12 protein-coding genes are annotated in these 16,775 nt (G+C 58.4%); 5 read left to right on the forward strand and 7 right to left on the reverse strand.

The features are described 5' to 3' along the window. Positions 1-44: 44 nt before the first annotated feature. The 6 genes from V6F78_RS17090 to V6F78_RS17115 form a co-directional block, all read right to left on the reverse strand. Complete coding sequence (locus V6F78_RS17090) at positions 45-2,489, reverse strand: penicillin acylase family protein (RefSeq protein WP_332727951.1); 2,445 nt, start codon at positions 2,487-2,489, stop codon at positions 45-47. A 275-nt stretch (positions 2,490-2,764) separates the two neighbouring features. Then, on the reverse strand, positions 2,765-3,406 hold the full coding sequence (locus V6F78_RS17095; RefSeq protein ID WP_332727952.1) for a glutathione S-transferase N-terminal domain-containing protein: 642 nt from the start codon (positions 3,404-3,406) through the stop codon (positions 2,765-2,767). 204 nt (positions 3,407-3,610) lie between these two features. Next, positions 3,611-3,823, reverse strand: coding sequence for an SEC-C metal-binding domain-containing protein (locus V6F78_RS17100; protein ID WP_080960307.1), 213 nt, complete (start codon positions 3,821-3,823; stop codon positions 3,611-3,613). A gap of 7 nt (positions 3,824-3,830) precedes the next feature. Further along, positions 3,831-4,316, reverse strand: a complete 486-nt coding sequence (locus tag V6F78_RS17105) for an LEA type 2 family protein (protein ID WP_095008179.1) — start codon at positions 4,314-4,316, stop codon at positions 3,831-3,833. Between the two features lie 32 nt (positions 4,317-4,348). Beyond that, positions 4,349-4,825, reverse strand: a complete 477-nt coding sequence (locus V6F78_RS17110) for a YchJ family protein (protein ID WP_047278700.1) — start codon at positions 4,823-4,825, stop codon at positions 4,349-4,351. A gap of 4 nt (positions 4,826-4,829) precedes the next feature. Beyond that, positions 4,830-5,327, reverse strand: coding sequence for a DUF6231 family protein (locus V6F78_RS17115; protein ID WP_332727953.1), 498 nt, complete (start codon positions 5,325-5,327; stop codon positions 4,830-4,832). Between the two features lie 196 nt (positions 5,328-5,523). On the opposite strand from V6F78_RS17115, the gene V6F78_RS17120 reads away from it, so the two are divergent. The 3 genes from V6F78_RS17120 to V6F78_RS17130 all read left to right on the forward strand — a co-directional run bounded on the left by V6F78_RS17120 (position 5,524) and on the right by V6F78_RS17130 (position 11,415). Beyond that, positions 5,524-10,251 carry a dermonecrotic toxin domain-containing protein gene (locus V6F78_RS17120; RefSeq protein WP_332727954.1) on the forward strand — a complete coding sequence of 1,576 codons (4,728 nt, stop codon included), beginning with the start codon at positions 5,524-5,526 and terminating at the stop codon, positions 10,249-10,251. Positions 10,252-10,385: 134 nt separating this feature from the next. Continuing rightward, on the forward strand, positions 10,386-10,664 hold the full coding sequence (locus V6F78_RS17125; protein WP_095008182.1) for a DUF1145 domain-containing protein: 279 nt from the start codon (positions 10,386-10,388) through the stop codon (positions 10,662-10,664). Then, entirely contained in the window at positions 10,657-11,415 is a 759-nt protein-coding gene (locus V6F78_RS17130; RefSeq protein WP_047278697.1) for a hypothetical protein, read from the forward strand. Before V6F78_RS17125 ends, V6F78_RS17130 begins: the two co-directional genes overlap by 8 nt. Positions 11,416-11,497: 82 nt before the next feature. Here the strand turns inward: V6F78_RS17130 and V6F78_RS17135 are convergent, their stop codons facing one another. Next, complete coding sequence (locus tag V6F78_RS17135) at positions 11,498-11,962, reverse strand: CopD family protein (protein WP_070411234.1); 465 nt, start codon at positions 11,960-11,962, stop codon at positions 11,498-11,500. 97 nt (positions 11,963-12,059) lie between these two features. Between V6F78_RS17135 and dinG the strand changes: the two genes are divergently transcribed. After that, the gene (gene dinG / locus V6F78_RS17140; protein ID WP_332727955.1) at positions 12,060-14,204 is read left to right on the forward strand and encodes an ATP-dependent DNA helicase DinG; all 2,145 of its coding nucleotides are present in this window, start codon (positions 12,060-12,062) and stop codon (positions 14,202-14,204) included. 95 nt (positions 14,205-14,299) lie between these two features. Further along, positions 14,300-16,651, forward strand: a complete 2,352-nt coding sequence (locus V6F78_RS17145; protein ID WP_332727956.1) for a beta-galactosidase — start codon at positions 14,300-14,302, stop codon at positions 16,649-16,651. Positions 16,652-16,775 lie beyond the last annotated feature (124 nt).

Consider the following 16,775-nt stretch of genomic DNA (forward strand, 5'->3'; position numbering starts at 1 on the left):
AGGTGAGTTCTATGAACGCGCCCTGCGCGGCAGTCTGAGGGGTTTTACCTGCCCGGTGTCAGCGTCAGGCGGGTGTTGCCGTACACCTTGTCGAAATGTTGCGGTTGCATCGGGAAGCTCACGTACTGCCCTTTGAGCCACGGATCGATGCCGTCGGCGTAATGCGGGCTGGCCGGGTTGCTGGATTGCCCGCTGCTGTTCTGCGCCATCATCGGCTCGGGCTGCCCGAAATCAACGATCATGCGCATGGCCGGGATCAGCGTGGTGTCGAAGTTCGAATCCCCCAGGCGATACGCGGCCATGTTCAGCGTGGTGTGATCCCCGCCCGCCGCAATCGGCCCACGCACGGTCTGGCCCTGGGCATTGCGCCACACGTAATGGTGCAACATGCCCCATTGCCAGGCCTTGTGATTGCTGCCCATCAGGCGTTCACCCGCATCGACGGCCGCCACCAGGCTGCGGGCCAAGACGGCCGGTTTGTCGCGCTGTTGCCCATTGCGGGCGTCACTCCAGAACGGGCTGTCTTCGCGGCTCAGCAAGTGATCGGCCTGAGCCGAGTACGACAGGTTGCCGTTGCTGATAAACGCCTTCCAGCTGGCGCTGTTTTCGGGGCCAAGGGCGTCGAGGAACGTCACTTGCGTACTGGCCTGCAGGAACAATTCATACAGCGCCGCGTCGGCGGAGGTCGCATTGAGCTTGCCGTCAAAGGCCAGCAACCGGCTCAGGGCCTCGCGGGCTTTGGACTGGTCGGCAGCGGGCAGCGCAGCAATGGCTTGTTTCAGGGGCTGCGCCATACCGGGTGCGGTGAGCATGGCCTTGAGTTTGGGGGCGAACAGGGTGACCTGGTCGTACTGCATGGCGATCAGGCTGCGCGCGTCCTGTTTGCCGCTGCCAGCCAATTGCGCGAGGCGCTCGCTGCGCTCAGGTGACAGCCACGAGTTTGACAGTTGCATGCCGTAGCCAAAGGCCGCCGTGCGCTGGTTGGCCGTGCCGAGCCAGCCCTGAGCCGGGTCTTGATCGTAAGGGTGCAGCATGGCGTCGGCATAACCGTCCCAGTCGTAGCGACTGTCCCAGCCCGGCGACGGGATCAGGCCCAGCCCTTCGCGGCGGTTGGGGTACAGACCGGTCACTTGCCAGCCAATGTGCCGGGCGTCGGCATATAGCAAATTGAGCGCGACCGAACGGATTTCACGGCTGGCGTCGGAGGCGGCTTCGCTGGTTTGCGCCCGGGACAGGTTGAAAAACGCATCCAGCGTGCTGTCACCCTTGAAGTCCGGCAGTTGCAGGGCCAGGCCCAAGTGACTGTTGAGCGGGTTGTTGAGCAGCGGCCCGTGGCGGGTTTCATACACCGCTTCACGCACTGGGCGCTGCCCCTTAATGAAGAACGTTTCGTTGCGCACGCTGGTGGGCAACCATTTGCCGTTGGACAGGTAATACAGACGATTACCCTCGCGCTTGAGCTTCTCGACAAACACGTCCTGATTGTCGCCCATGGCCATGCTCATGCCCCACGCCACGTTGCCGTTGAAACCGGCAAACAGGGTCGGCAGCCCGGCAATCGTGGCCCCGGCAGCCTGGTACTTGGGCGCGCGGATTTGCACGTAGCTCCAGGCCGAAGGGATGCCGATGGGCTGATGAATGTCGTTGGCCAACAGGCTTTTGCCCGACCGGCTACGGGCCGGGCCAATCGCCCAGTCACTGGACGCCGTCACCCCCGGCAGACTCATGTGCGTGACCTGTTCAAGGGCTTGCGTCAGGCTGTCCAGCCCTTGTAACTGAGTGCCAAGGTTCAAGCCCTTGAGCTTGTCGGCCTCGCTGGTGGGCAACGCTTCACCGGGGTAGGTCGGCATCAGCCAGGCCAGTTTGTCGCTGCCCACTTTCTGCGCCAGCACCAGCGCATTCAACTCTTCTTGCAGGTTGGTCGACATGCCGAAGCTCAGCAGGCTGTACACCAGGGCCGAATCTTCGGGCTTCCAGTACTCGGCCTTGTAGCCTGCCCGGGCCAAATCTTCGGGCAACTTGTCGCGGTAGCGGAACAGGTAAGCGTTGACGCCCCGCGCATACACTTCAAAGAACTTTTTCAGGCGCGGCGATGCACTTTTGTACAGCTCACTGGCGTTTTTCTTCAGGTTGATGCTGCGCATCAGGCGGTCGGTGGGCAGGGCATCGGCGCCGTCCAGCTCGGCCAGACGGCCCTGAGCGAGCAAGCGCAGGCGCACCATTTGGCTGATGCGGTCGCTGGCGTGAACATAGCCCAGGGTGAACAGCGCGTCATGGAAACTGCTGCTTTCAATCAGCGGCATGCCTTGCGCGTTACGGCGCACCGACACGTTCTGCGCCAGCCCTTTGAGCGGTTGCACACCCGACGTCGGCACAAGGCTTTGTGAGGCGTGGTTGTTCATCTGGCAACCGTTCAGGCTCAACACGCCGACCACTGCCGCGGCAACGCCGAACCGGGGTAAAAAATGAATGAAGGCTGGCGAGGCCATGGCAAAGCTCCTGCGAAGGGGGGATGTCAACGAAAGGCGCTACGTTAGTGACGCGCACGGGGGCACGCAAGGGCTATCTGGCGAAAAGCCAAGGCGCTGCAGGCCGCCGATTCACGCAGACGGAGCGTTGAGGATTCGCAGGGCATAGCAGGGTGGAGCTGCGTGAATGGGCGAGTGCCATCTGATCGAGACCGAACGGCGCGAGGCGCGACTCGCCGCCTCGCGTGATCGGCCTGCAGCGCCAGCGTTATGACGCTTGCAGCGGTAAGGCGTGTTTACTGCGACGGGTTGATCTTGGCCACCAGTGCGTAAGCCCGTTCGGTGGCCGGGCGGGCCTTGACCCGGGCAAACCAGCTTTTCAGCGACGGGAAGTCATCCAGATTCTGGCCTTGCCAGGCGTGCGGCACGATCCACGGGTAAATCGCCATGTCCGCGATGCTGTACTCGTCACCTGCTACGAACTGCCGGCCTTCCAGCTGCTTGTTCAATACGCCGTAGAGGCGGGCCGTTTCGTCGGTATAGCGCTTGATCGCGTAGGGGATTTTCTCGGGCGCAAAACGATTGAAGTGATGGTTTTGCCCCGCCATCGGCCCCAGCCCGCCCATTTGCCAGAACAGCCACTGCAGGGCCATTTGCCGACCTCGTAAATCCTTGGGCAGGAACTGACCGGTTTTTTCGGCCAGGTACAGCAGGATGGCGCCCGATTCGAACAGCGACAGCGGCTCACCGCCGTCCGCCGGGGTGTTATCGACGATGGCCGGAATGCGATTGTTCGGTGAGATTTTCAGGAAGGCGGGTGCGAACTGTTCATTTTTACTGATGTTGATCGGGTGGACCTTGTACGGCAGGCCAGCTTCTTCGAGAAACAGTGAAACCTTGTGGCCGTTTGGGGTGGTCCAGTAGTAAAGATCGATCATGAAGGGCTCCAGAAGGGAATGTTCACGTTGAAACTGATGCCCGGCAAAGGTAGCAGTTCACTCGCAGTTGTCAGTTTTACGCCTTCTGTTGTGAAGGGGAAACGTGCCATCGCAGGATCTGGTCGCAACTTTCAGGCGATAAAAACACAAACGCCGCACCGGCCCGAAGGCAGATGCGGCGCTGGTCGGGCGCTTTTGACAGGATCAGGCGCCGTGACACTTTTTGAATTTCTTGCTGCTGCCACACGGGCAAGGATCGTTTCGGCCAACGTCTTTCAACGCATTGCGCACAGGCTCCTGATGGGCGTGACCGCAGTTCGGGCCATGCACGTGGCCGTTGCCGTGGTCATGGGCGTGATCATGTTGGTCATGATCGTGGTTGCAGTCCGGGCCGTGAACGTGGGGTTGTTGGGTCATTGCTCAATCACTCTGGAATAAAATCGCCGGGGATTATCTCGCCTTTGCGCATCACGTGCACGTCGTTACCGTAGAACAGACCGGTCTCCAGCGTACCTTCAAGCCGATAAGGGATGGGCTGGTCGGGCGACTCCAGCAATTTGACCAGGGGTTTGATGTGTTGCCACATGTTGGTGCGCACGGGAACGATGTACTCGGCAGTGCCGTTGGGGTCGACGCTGAACCATTGGCTGTGTTCGCCTTCGGTCAACAGAACTGGCCCCAAATACACTTTGTAGCTGATGCCGCGCACGGTAAGGGTCGAATCATTGCGGTTATCGACCCTGAAATGCAGCTTGAAGCGCTGCTCCAGCAGTTTGGCCTGAACCAGTTCGACGCGTTCCAGGCGCACCTCGGGGTCTTTGTCCGAGGACTCAAACCAGGAGGCACACCCCGACAGGCCCGCTATCAGTAACAGGGCGGCGGTGTGTTTAATAAGTGCCCGAACATCCATTCCTTGCTCCTTATCAGCCACGTCAGTTCAGCTTATTGGGCGAAATAGCCGGCGCAGCATTTTTTGAATTTGAAACCGCTGGCGCAAGGGCAGGGGTCATTGCGCCCTACTTTGAGCGGCACGGTTGGATCAATGAAGTACCAGCGACCGGCACTTTGTACGAATGAAGACTTTTCCCGATGGCTGTGTTCGCCATTGGCGTCATGCCAACGCGCGGTAAAGGTGACGAACGCATGTTCAGGTTGACCACCAAACACTTCACTGTGTTCAACCTCTAACCCGAGCCAGGTACTTTGCGCGCTCCAGCTCTTCATCGACTCACAGTCCAGACCCGCTTGCTGCACCGGGAGTGTAGTGGCCACCAGATAATCCACCTGCCCCAGCACATAGGCGCTGTAGCGTGAACGCATGAGGGTTTCGGCGCTTGGGGCCACTGTCCCCGCGTGATAATGCCCGCAGCAGGCGTCGAGCAGGTTGCCGCTGCCACACGGGCAAATAGATGTGCTCATCGTGTTACCACCAATACTTGCCAAAGTTTTCCGGGTTGGCCCAGAACCTGGCATTCAGCCAGTCGGGCACGTCTTTGTATTCGCGTAGATCATAGGTGAACAGCGTCAGTATCTGGTCGTCACGCTGAAAGCTCTCGCTGTTTTGTAGGGCTAAAGCGAAAAAGTCCGTTTCTTTCCAGTCGCATGCTGCCAGATCCGCGAGTACCGCGAGACGGCTGGCGTTCAGGTTGCGAATCCCGCCCAGCAATTCAAGGCCCGCTTTTTTGGGCATGTGCTCAAGGCAATCGACCACCAGGGCTAGATCAAAACGCTGGCCAGCCATCGCTTCGGGAAGCACGCCGGGGGCGGCGAGGGAGATCCGGGCCTCTGGGTGGGCCTTGTGAAAGGCTTGCAGTGCCGGGACATCACTGGCGGTTACCACCAGCAGGTGTTCGGGGGCATAAAGCTCAAGCAAGGCCGCCAAGGCTTGCTGAGGTGTACGGCTGTCAATGCCAGGTTTCATTTCAAAGTTCTCTCTGCCTAAGCGCTCAAGACTAGCGTGCCGGGAACGTGGGGCCTAGTCGATGTGCGCAAAGGCGCACAGGTGAAGTGAGTCCGCTACTCCTGATGCGGTAGCCGGATAACACCTTGCCTGCCCCGACACGTGTGCAAATAAGGTACAGCGGTCTTAGGACCGTCTCCATTTGATAAGGGAATTTATGACCACACCGTCTACTGCCGACCCAGTCTTACAACCGTCCAATCCACCTGTTTATCACGCCGTTAATGCACAATTTTTCACGCGTCCAGGGATCGATACCGTGATTCGGGACATGTTCAAGCATGCACTGGAAGAGCGCTACCCCACACTGACGATTGATCTGGCCACTGCCCGCCTGGCCACCCCGCTACCCACTGGTGGCTGGGAATTGCCGCTGCTCATGGACAAGATCAATGACTTTCTTGTCAACGGTGCTGCGATGGAGATCAGTCATGTCAGCCCGCGTAACTACTACTTCTTGTCTGACCGGGAGGGCAACCGCCTCAAGCTTGCCGACGATTATGAAGTCGATATGCAGGTCATTGAAGCATTGATCAAAGAGTTGCCCTGGAGTGTACCGATAGGTCTGAAAACCGCACTGGCGGACTATTGGTCACAGCAAACGGAGGGCGGGGTCACGCGATGGCGATGGCTCAGTAATGTACTCAAGGACACATTGGCAATGAAGGCGCTTGAACAGAGCAGCCTCAGTGAAACTGAGCTTGAAACCTTGCAACAGGTCCTGAATTTTCCGGACAGTGAGGAGCGGATCAGTTTTTACGGCGATCAAGCGACTCGCGTCTTTTATGTGCAATCGACGCTGATGTTTTCAGGGAATACGGGCAGGGTATTGAATCCACATTTACTGTTGGTTCGTTACGCCAGCGAGTACACCTCGACGCCCTGTGTATTGATGTGCCAACCCAATGGCGAGATCGAAGCCTTCAACTCAGTGGACGCCGTTACACAATCCAGGGCGGTCATTGTGCAAGCCTTGTATGCCGTGGATACGATTGTTTCCAAGCGCTATGAGGTCGATGGCGATGCCTTTGATGCCGAGGCGGCCCTGATTCTCAATAAACAGATGAACAACATCACTGCGTTGCGCCTGCCCAATCGTTCAGGCCTGCAAGCAGTGAAGTCGACCTACCAGGCGATGACAAACCCTGCCCAGTTTTTCAGGGGGGCCCCGGCGGGCAAGCCTGAGAAGGTAGGCAAACTGTGGGCTGTATTGCCCGACTGGATGGTAACGGCTTCCCGCGAACATCAAGAAGACTACCGCTCATGGAGCCTGGCGCTGGCTCAGGCCAAAAAAAATGCCAAAGGCCTCGACTACCTCAGTGGTGTTCCCGATCTGCACAGCTATACCGTTGAAGCGCTCAAACGTCATCTCAGGCGCGATCAACTACGGTTAACACCGCAGGCGCCTCACAGTGTGACGATGCCTGATTATGACCCCGACCACATTGAACTGACCTTTCTCGTGGTTTCCGGCACCGTTATTCCTGGATCAACCGATGTGAGCGGCGTTGTAGAACGCATAAAAATGACCCTGACAGACTTGGCCATCAAAAATCTGGCAGGCAAGCCTGAAGGTGAACTGATTAGCGTGCAGCATCGCCAGGGGGTGGCACTGCCTGCCTGGCTTACGGCCGACTACATTACCCAGCGCAACGGGTTAATTCAAAGCGTCGATATCGGTCGGTTTTACCCTCAAACCCTGAAAAGCTATCTACTGGATAACAGCCAGGCAGCGCGAAAGCGTGAAGCGCAGTTTAGCGATCAACTCAGGTGGTATTTGCCGTTACACGCCCTGGAACTGAGTCTCAGGAAGGAAAACGGCATGACGACGGCGGGCGCGAACCTTGTAGCGGCGCTCATGCACAGGTCTGCACAACCGCGCCAGGTCAATGGCCAACGGGCAGTGATTCGCAACCTAGCCCTGCTCAGTCACGCTGAGGCGAAACCTGATGTTGTGTGCAATATGTTCATCATCGAGCCGGCGAACCTTGAGACCGGGCCACACGTGCTTTACCGGCCGATGTATGTCAAATCACTGCAGGAGTTTGCATCCCGGGCAGCCTTGATGAATGCCATCGCGCACCCCGGGGAGTTGCAAACCAGCGTATTGACCTGGATGACCGACTCGGCCAGAACGGTGTACGACAACGGAGGCTTCCTTGAGCCGCATTACGTTCGATTCTCAGGCGAAGACGACTTCCCTGTGTTATTTGGAAAGCCAGAACCTGCGTCGCTCGCCACTGAGGGGGTGAGCGACGAGCTGACACAGCAAGTTCAAAACAATCAGTTAATGGCTTATCTCTACCGAGTGAACGCGCTGGCGCTCATTCATCAGGCCGATAGCGATACCGTTTCCAATCGTGAAAGCAGGTGGGCGCTGTTTATTGAAGGCGCCAGCCTGATTTTCAACACGTTCATGCTGCCTTATCTGCGTGGACCGTTAATGCTGACGGCCTGGTGGGTGTTATTGGTGCAAGCCCTGAATAAAGATATTCCCGGATTAAGCAGCAATGACCCTGTTACCCGGGAGTTGGCCATTGTCGATATGCTGCAAACCCTCGCAATGGTGCTGTTTCAGAGGGTGCCTGCGCCGACCGGTTCGCAGAGTAAACCCCAAGCCGTGGCGACCCGGAAATTGTTATCTGCAGGGGGCCCGCGGCGGGTGCTCAGCGAGTGGCCGCCCCGTCCCGAAGCAAAAATAATGGACGGTCCTGTACGAATGGCGGGCGAATGGCAGCAACGGTTGAGTCGTGATCTGGACTTCAGTTTTGCCAGTGCCAGTAACCGTCTTTCCCCGAACCTGCGTTTAAAGCTGGAGCAACTGGCAGTACCCACGCCAGTCCCTTTGCCGCTACCCGCCAAAACAGGTGTGCGGGCGGGTCTTTACCCGGTTGGGGAGGCCTGGTTTGCCTTGATTGAGGGTGGTTTTTACCCAGTCCGGATTGAGTCCGATGGCGTCAGCATTGAGGGCGGGCCCCCTCTGCAAACGGATGGGCACGGTCACTGGTCGCCTGATCTGAGACTGCGACTGCGGGGTGGCGCGCCTGGCAAACAGATCAAAGCCCTGCGTGAGCGCAAGGCGCAGCGCATTGCCGAGCTGGCAAGTGAATATGAGGTGTTCGTTCGGGAGAGACAGGCCGGTCAAGTAAAAATAAATCTTGAAAACACAGTGTTAGAACGCTTTATAAGTGACCGACGCAGAACGCCAGATGAAGTACTCGCACAACGTGAGCGCTTATTGCAGAGCCTTGATACGCAACTGGAAACCTTCGAGCGTCAAATAGCCCTTAATCAGGAGCGCAAGACTCTCGGTGTGGCGATGCCCAATGAGGATCTGGTCCAGGCCATGGATTATGTGGTCGTTAATACGTTTGCTTGTATTAAACACAATAAAAAAGTGCGTGCCGAATTGATTAATAAGTGGGCCGCACTGGAGCAATCCTTGGTAGCGGTCTCCAAGGATGATAAAGACCTTCCCTCGGCACGGCGAGCGTTACGCACAGAGGGCTGGAAAGCGCTGATCCAGATCAATGAACACGATCTGCGATGGTTTGAGCGTATTGAAACGTATATGGGTGAGCTTCCTTCGCTGGGCGAGCGCGGTAAGCGAGCTCATGAAAGCTTGAGTGTCCTCCGTGAGCAGGAGCCCTTGACCTCGACTCAAGTCAAAGGCGCTCAGATCGGGTTATTGGGGTTTACCTGTACCACCCATGAGAACCCTGAATTGCAAGAGCGCCTCAGTGAGGTCATCAACAGTGTGCTTGAACAAGTACACACCCACGACCAATTGAACCAACTTGAGCTTCCACTTGAAGAGCGTCTGGCCGTTCTTGGCAGTGTCGTTGAGCAATATGGAAAGGCGTTGGATGCCTTGTTCAATGTCAGGAAAGTTAACGTTGAGGACATTGATGTTCACACCTTTGACGCCATCGTTGCGCTAATGGAAGGGCTTTATAAAGGCGCTGAATTGCAGCTGGCCGATGACATCAAACCGCTTGAGCTGAATCGTAAAAAAATCAAAAAAGACAAAGTACCGTTAACGTCCCGTCCTTTGAAACGCATTATTAAAACCCGGCATAAGGGCCGCCTGATCGGTGACCTTAAGTCGTCGCAGGACGGCGCAGCCCCCGAGACGGTCGAAGTGCGCTCCGACACAGACAATAAAGTGCTCTCCACGTATGTCAGAGAGGGTGACAACTGGAACGTTGTGGCTATTGAACGCACCGCTGAGCCTGCTCCTTTGAAGCGCGGCCTTGCTGACCTCAAGCGTGAGGCGCTCAAGCTCTATGGCATGGCAGAGGTTCACCTCAAGCGCGCTGAAGGCCTGATCAATAGTGCCCGATACCCTCAGGAGGCAGAAGAAATCTTGTTGCATGTGGCTGATCGGCTGGGCAAGAGCGCCTCTGATCTTGAAGCCGGCAGCGCCTCCGATACCGAGCGTTGGCGGCAAAAAGAAGATCAGGAACTGGTCGCCGGAATGCGTGCCAGAGCCCTCGATATCAGGTCAAAGGCACACGATTTACGCGTGCGTTTGAGCCTGAAATTGCCCCCCACCCATGGCAGTCTGCAATACCTGCTTGAACACCAGCGTGTCAGCATTGAGCTGTATCGCAAGCGCCAGCGACTCAAAAGAGACTTCATTGATGAGTATGCGATCAAGGACAGGGACGGTAACTTTGTGTGGTGCGCTCACTTTCATTACAAAGAAGCCGGTAAAGCCAAACACGACTATGAAGTCGCACACCTTAAACGCTGGTCGCAGCGTACCGATGACTACTGGTCATTGAAAGACAGCGCGAAAAACCAGCATGAAATAGTCGAGGTTTACCGCAGTCAAATCGGCAAGAACCTTGCAGATCAGTGGTTTTTACCCTTGACCACGTAATGGGCGCAGGGGTGGGCAACGACCTCACACGCGTGATTAACGCGTTGAGGTATTTTTGCCCGGGCCTCTGGCGCTGTTGTCCTGCCACCCGTTAAGGTGCATCCAAAGAAAAAACATAACGATCAGGGGGAGCTATGAAGGTGCTTTGGGGGCTGGGGAAAGTCTTGACCCTTATGTTTTGGGTGGTCGTGGTGATCAACGTGTTCAATCCGTTGATCAACCCATTTGATGTCTTGATCAACCTGGCCGGCAGCTTGTTGCTGCTGACCCACTTGCTTGAACTGCTACTGTTCAACGGCAGTATCAAAGACCGCCCCAATCCTTGGCGTGATCGCTTGCATATCCTTCTGGTTGGCATTTTTCACCTGCAAACCCTTCGCTCTACTTCTGAACAAGGCGCTCACCATGCGTAAGTTAGGTTTATTGGTCGCCCTGTGCAGCCCGTTTGTCCATGCCGAATCGGTCAAGGTTGATCCCAACACGCTGATGCGTTTACCCGCCAATACCAGCGTTTTGCAACTCGAACAGCTGGACGTGGCGGACTACGGCACGTTGCTGATCCCGCCCGGTGTGACTCAGGTCAAGATTGACCAACTGCATTTGGGGCGTGAGGCGCGTATCACCATCGTCCCGGCTGAACGTGCCATTGAGTTGCACGCCGCTTACGCCAACTTCGAAGAAGGCAGCCAGATCAACGCCCGCGGCGCGGCGGGCACCTACGAAAAACCGGCGCGACCGGCGCGTGACCTGACCCTGCGTTTTGATGCCCTGCAAGCCAATGAACTGTCGGTCGATGCCCGTGGCGGAACCGGTGCGCCGGGTTTTGTCGGGTTGGATGGCGGCAACGGTGACGCGCCGGGTTGCACGTGGGGTTCCGCGAGCGCAGGCCACAATGGGCAAAACGGTGGCAACGGTCAGCAAGGCGCTGCTGGCGCGCAGGTTCGGGTTGAGCTGCCGCGAGACTTTCCCGATGACCTGATTAAGGTGCGTGTGGACGGCGGCGCGGGTGGCAAGCCCGGCGCAGCAGGGCGTGCGGGGTCTGGCGGCAAATCCAAAGGATGCTTGGTATACCGCACCGACGGCGCAAAGTCAGGCAAGCCAGGGCTGGCCGGGGAACCCGGTGAAACCGGTTCTGCTGGCGCCGTCACCATCCAGCGTTTGTAACCCTTCCTGTAAAAACGCCTGTTGCGAAGGCTGCGAGCGGTGACAGGACGACCAATGCGTCGTCCTGTCACCGCTCAAGGCTTTACAACATGGGGCGTGCCGCCGCAATGGCCACCACTGCCAGCCCGACGATCAAGTTACAGCCCACCAGACGACGAATCCGCCCCAAGGCCGCCGCTCCGGCCGCCCACTGTTCAGCCTCGACCGCCTTGCGCAACTCCGGTAATTGTAACGACTGGATACGAATGAACAGCGCCACCATCACGATGTACAACCCCATCATGACCTGCACATAACGCGGTGCGGTCTCAAACCCGTTAAAGCGCATCTGCAGCAGGCCAATGCCGCTTATCGGCAAAATCAGCACGGCAAGCCATACCCAGATAAAAAACCGTGGGAATACCTGAACCCATAATTTCAACCTGGCCGGGCCTTCAAGGGCGGCCACGCTGGCCGGGCGCAGGATCATCCAGGCAAAAAACATCCCGCCCACCCAGATCAGGGCGGCCAAAACATGCAGGGTATAGGCAAGGGCAAAGGCGGTCATGAGGTACTCCGTTCGGCGCGGGATGAATTAGCGGGGTATGATAGCGGCCATTCGAACCACTGAAAATTTATCCAGCGTTTCTCGCGCCCGAAGAACCATGATTAGTAACGAACTCAAATCCCAGATCCAGGGCGCCTACTCGCGTTTTCTCGAAGCCAAAAGCCTCAAGCCCCGCTATGGCCAGCGATTGATGATCGCTGAAGTGGCCAAGGTGCTCGGCGACATCGACACCGACGAAGAAGGCCATCGCAGCGGCGAACCGGCCGTGGTGGCGGTCGAAGCAGGCACCGGCACCGGTAAGACCGTGGCCTATAGCCTGGCGGCCATTCCAACGGCCAAGGCCGCAGGCAAGCGGCTGGTGATTGCCACCGCCACCGTCGCGCTGCAGGAGCAAATTGTTTACAAAGACCTCCCCGACCTGATGCGCAACAGCGGGCTGAATTTCAGCTTCGCGCTGGCCAAAGGCCGTGGGCGCTACATGTGCCTGTCCAAACTCGACATGCTGCTGCAAGAAGGCCACGCGCAAACCGCGACAGCGCAGTTGTTCGAAGAAGAAGGGTTCAAGATCGAGGTCGATGAAGCCAGCCAGAAGCTGTTTACCAGCATGATCGAGAAACTGGCAGGCAATAAGTGGGATGGCGACCGTGACAGCTGGCCCCAGGCGCTGGAAGACCAGGACTGGGCGCGCCTAACCACCGACCACAGCCAATGCACCAACCGCCATTGCCCGAATTTCGGCCAATGCGCCTTCTATAAAGCCCGCGAAGGCATGGGCAAGGTAGACGTGATCGTCACCAACCACGACATGGTGCTGGCCGACCTGGCGCTGGGCGGCGGCGCCGTATTGCCCGATCCGCGTGACACCTTGTATGTGTTCGACGAAGGTCATCACCTGCCGGACAAGGCCATCGGCCACTTTGCTCATTACACGCGCCTGCGTTCCACCGCCGACTGGCTGGAGCAAACCGCCAAGAACCTGACCAAACTGCTGGCGCAACACCCGCTGCCGGGTGATCTGGGCCGTTTGCTGGAGCAAGTGCCGGAGCTTGCGAAGGAGATCAAGGCGCAGCAGCAGTTCATGTTCACCACGTGCGAGCAGATCGCTGACTTCAAGGTCGGTGAAGAACCGGAAGGGCGCGAGCGCCCGCGGCACCGTTTTGTCGGTGGGCTTATTCCCGACCACATGCGGGAAATGGGCATCGAACTGAAAAAAGGGTTCTCGCGCCTTACAGACTTGTTTACCCGGCTGACTGAAATTCTCAAAGACGGCATGGACGGTGAGGTCAATATCGGCATCACCAGCAATCAGGCCGAAGAGTGGTATCCGCTGTTTGGCAGCTTGCTGTCCCGTGCCCAGGGCAACTGGGAATTGTGGACCGCCTTTACCACCGAAGACCCGGAAGCCAACCCGCCCATGGCCCGTTGGCTGACCTTGGCTGAAAGCGGTTCGCTGTTTGATATCGAGGTCAATGCCAGCCCGATTCTGGCGGCGGAAATGCTGCGCCGTAACCTGTGGAACGTTGCCTATGGCGCGTTGGTCACGTCGGCCACGCTGACGGCTTTGGGCACCTTCGATCGTTTTCGCATGCGTGCCGGGTTGCCGAAAAAGGCGGTGACGGCCGTCGTCCCCAGCCCGTTCCACCACGCCGACGCGGGCGTGCTGCGGGTGCCCGACCTTAAAGCCGACCCACGGGACGCAATGGCGCACACGGCGGCGATCATTCGTGACCTGCCGGGTCTGGTTGAGGGGTCCAAGGGCACGCTGGTGCTGTTCTCGTCGCGCAAACAGATGCAGGACGTGTTCGACGGTCTGGAGCGTGACTGGCGCAAGCAGGTGTTCATCCAGGGCAACTTGTCCAAGCAGGAAACCCTTAACAAACACAAGGCGCGGGTGGATGGTGGCGACTCCAGCGTGTTGTTCGGGCTGGCCAGCTTTGCCGAAGGTGTGGACTTGCCCGGCGCGTACTGCGAGCACGTGGTGATCGCTAAAATACCGTTCTCGGTGCCTGACGACCCCGTCGAGGCCGCGTTGGCGGAGTGGATCGAAGCCCGTGGCGGCAACCCGTTCATGGAAATATCCGTTCCCGACGCGTCGCTCAAACTGGTGCAGGCCTGTGGTCGTCTGCTGCGCACCGAGCAGGATCGCGGCACCATCACCTTGCTGGACCGGCGCCTGGTCACTCAGCGCTATGGCAAGGCGATCCTGAATGCCTTGCCCCCTTTCCGGCGCGAAATTTCTTGAGTGCAAGTCGGCGATCTCGCCGACTTTGCTGTCTATGCTTTGACTTTTACCACCTCACAGACCGTTTTTCGGTCGTTAGGGAGAACCACATTCCTATGATTCGCCGTTCCCTGTCTGCTGTTTTTGCGTTGTTGGTTTCGACCCCGCTACTGGCGGCGCCTGCCGGACAACAAACGTTGTTTAACTTCGTTCGCCCCGCCGATGTGGTGCAGGTGGCGACCGTGGATGCGTATTTGCCGCAGTACAACGCGGAACAAACGGCCGAAGGTGAGGTGTTGCGTCGTGTGACCTTCAACCCGGCGACAGCCCCGAGCCTGATGCTCAAGCCCCAGACCGGTGTTTGGGACTGGTCGCAGTCGGGCATGATGACGTTACGTATTCAAAACGCCATGAACTGGGCGCTGACCCTCGACGTCACCCTGCAAAGCAGCAACGGCAAAACCTTGACCAGCCGCGTCGCCCTGCCGGCAGGCCCGGCGCAGACGCTATTACTGCCCTTGAAGGCCAACACGCCGCACAGTCAGGGAATGCGCGCCGGGCCGCCGATGCCGATGACCCTCGACGGTCAGCGCATCTTGCTGGCTGCCAGTCAGGGTGAAATTGACCTGACCCAGGTGGTGTCGGTGACGCTGTCGGTCCCGCAGCCCAACGCAGCGCAAAGCATCTTGCTGGAGCGCTTTGGTGTGCAAGACGGCGACGGGGTGATCAAAGCGGTCTACAGCTCGATTGTGGACGAATATGGGCAGTCGACTCGCGCCCGATGGCCCGAGCGTGTGGCCAATGACGAGCAGCTCAAGGCCGCAGCCGCCCGGGAACACCAGCAACTCAAGGGCTGGCTGGCCAAGCGCGGCGATCAGGATAAATACGGAGGCTGGATCCAGGGCGCACCCTTTGAAGCCTCGGGCTTTTTCCGCACCGAAAAACGTGACGGGCGCTGGAACCTGATCACCCCGCAAGGGCATCCGTTTTATTCCTTGGGCCTGAATGCCGTGACCGCCCGTGACAGCCAAACCTACGTGGCGGGCCGCGAATGGATGTTCAGCGCACTCCCTAAAAAGGGCGAGCCATTGCATGCCTATTACGGCACTTCGGACCATAACAGCGACAACGGCGCGAGCCGCGGGCGAGCCTTTGACGCGGGGCGCTGGTACAACTTCTATGGCGCCAACCTGCAACGTCTTTATGGTCAGCCCTGCACCACCGGCAACGCGGCACAAAGCGCTGAAGCGGTGACCCCGTGTGCCCCCGAAGCCTTCGATGCACAGCGCTGGCAAGCCCACACGCTGGATCGCCTGCAAGCCTGGGGCTTTAACACCATCGGCAACTGGAGCGACCCGGCGCTGGCCGAGAGCAAGCGTGTGCCCTATACCTTGCCGCTGTCGATCGTGGGCGATTACGCCAGCATCAGCACCGGCTCCGACTGGTGGGGCGGCATGCCTGACCCGTTCGACCCGCGCTTTGCCATGGCCACCGAACGCGCAGTTGCCATCGCCGCCCGAGATCACCGCGATGATCCGTGGCTGATCGGGTATTTTGCCGACAACGAGTTGGCGTGGGCCGGCCCGGGCACCGATGCAAAAAGCCGTTATGCACTGGCTTTCGGCACGCTGCGCCTGACCACCGATGTGCCTGCCAAGCGCGCGTTCCTCAAGCAACTGCGGGACAAGTACCGTAACCAGCAAGGCCTTTCCAAAGCCTGGGGTGTCGACATCCCGGCCTGGGAGCTGCTTGAAGACCCGGGATTCGAAGCGCCGTTGCCCAACCCTGAGCACCCGGAAATCGAAGCCGACTATCAATACTTCCAGAAAGTATTTGCCGACAACTACTTCAAGACCATCTCTGACTCGCTCAAGTGGCACGCCCCCAACCATTTGCTGCTGGGTGGCCGGTTTGCCGTCAGCACCCCTGAAGCGGTAGCGTCCTGCGCGCAGTATTGCGATGTGCTGAGCTTCAACTTCTACACCCTGCAACCGCAAGACGGCTATGACTTCGCCAAACTGCGAGATCTCGACAAGCCGGTGATGATCACCGAGTTCAACTTTGGCTCACGTGATCGCGGCCCGTTCTGGGGCGGCGTGACCGAAGTGGCCAACGAAGAAGCGCGTGGTCCGGCGTACAGCAAATTCCTTAAACAGGCGGTGTCAGAGCCGTCGATTGTCGGTGTGCACTGGTTCCAGTACCTGGACCAACCCGTGACCGGGCGTTTGCTGGATGGCGAAAATGGTCATTTCGGGATGGTCGGCATTACCGATTTGCCGTTCACCGGGTTTGTTGAAAGCGTGCGCAAAGCCAATTTACAAGCGTTGGATCAACTCGGCCAAGAAGCCGCCAAGGCACAAGCTGACGCTAAAAATGACGTCAAAGCACCGCGTCATGCCCCTCAGGAGGGCAGCGAGGGCCGCTCTGGCGCGGGCCATGCGGGCGGGCATTCGGGGCAAGGGCACTGAGACTACCCTGGGTTGCCGACGGAGAACGTGACGTCACTGTTGCCTTTGTGACCCATACCCTGGGCGGTCATGTTCTCTCGGATCAGCGGGTGCAAGCATTGGCCAGGGCGGTAGCCGCAGCGCT

Origin of the sequence: Pseudomonas sp. ESBL9 (assembly GCF_036668715.1) — a bacterium.
Taxonomy (GTDB): domain Bacteria; phylum Pseudomonadota; class Gammaproteobacteria; order Pseudomonadales; family Pseudomonadaceae; genus Aquipseudomonas; species Aquipseudomonas lundensis.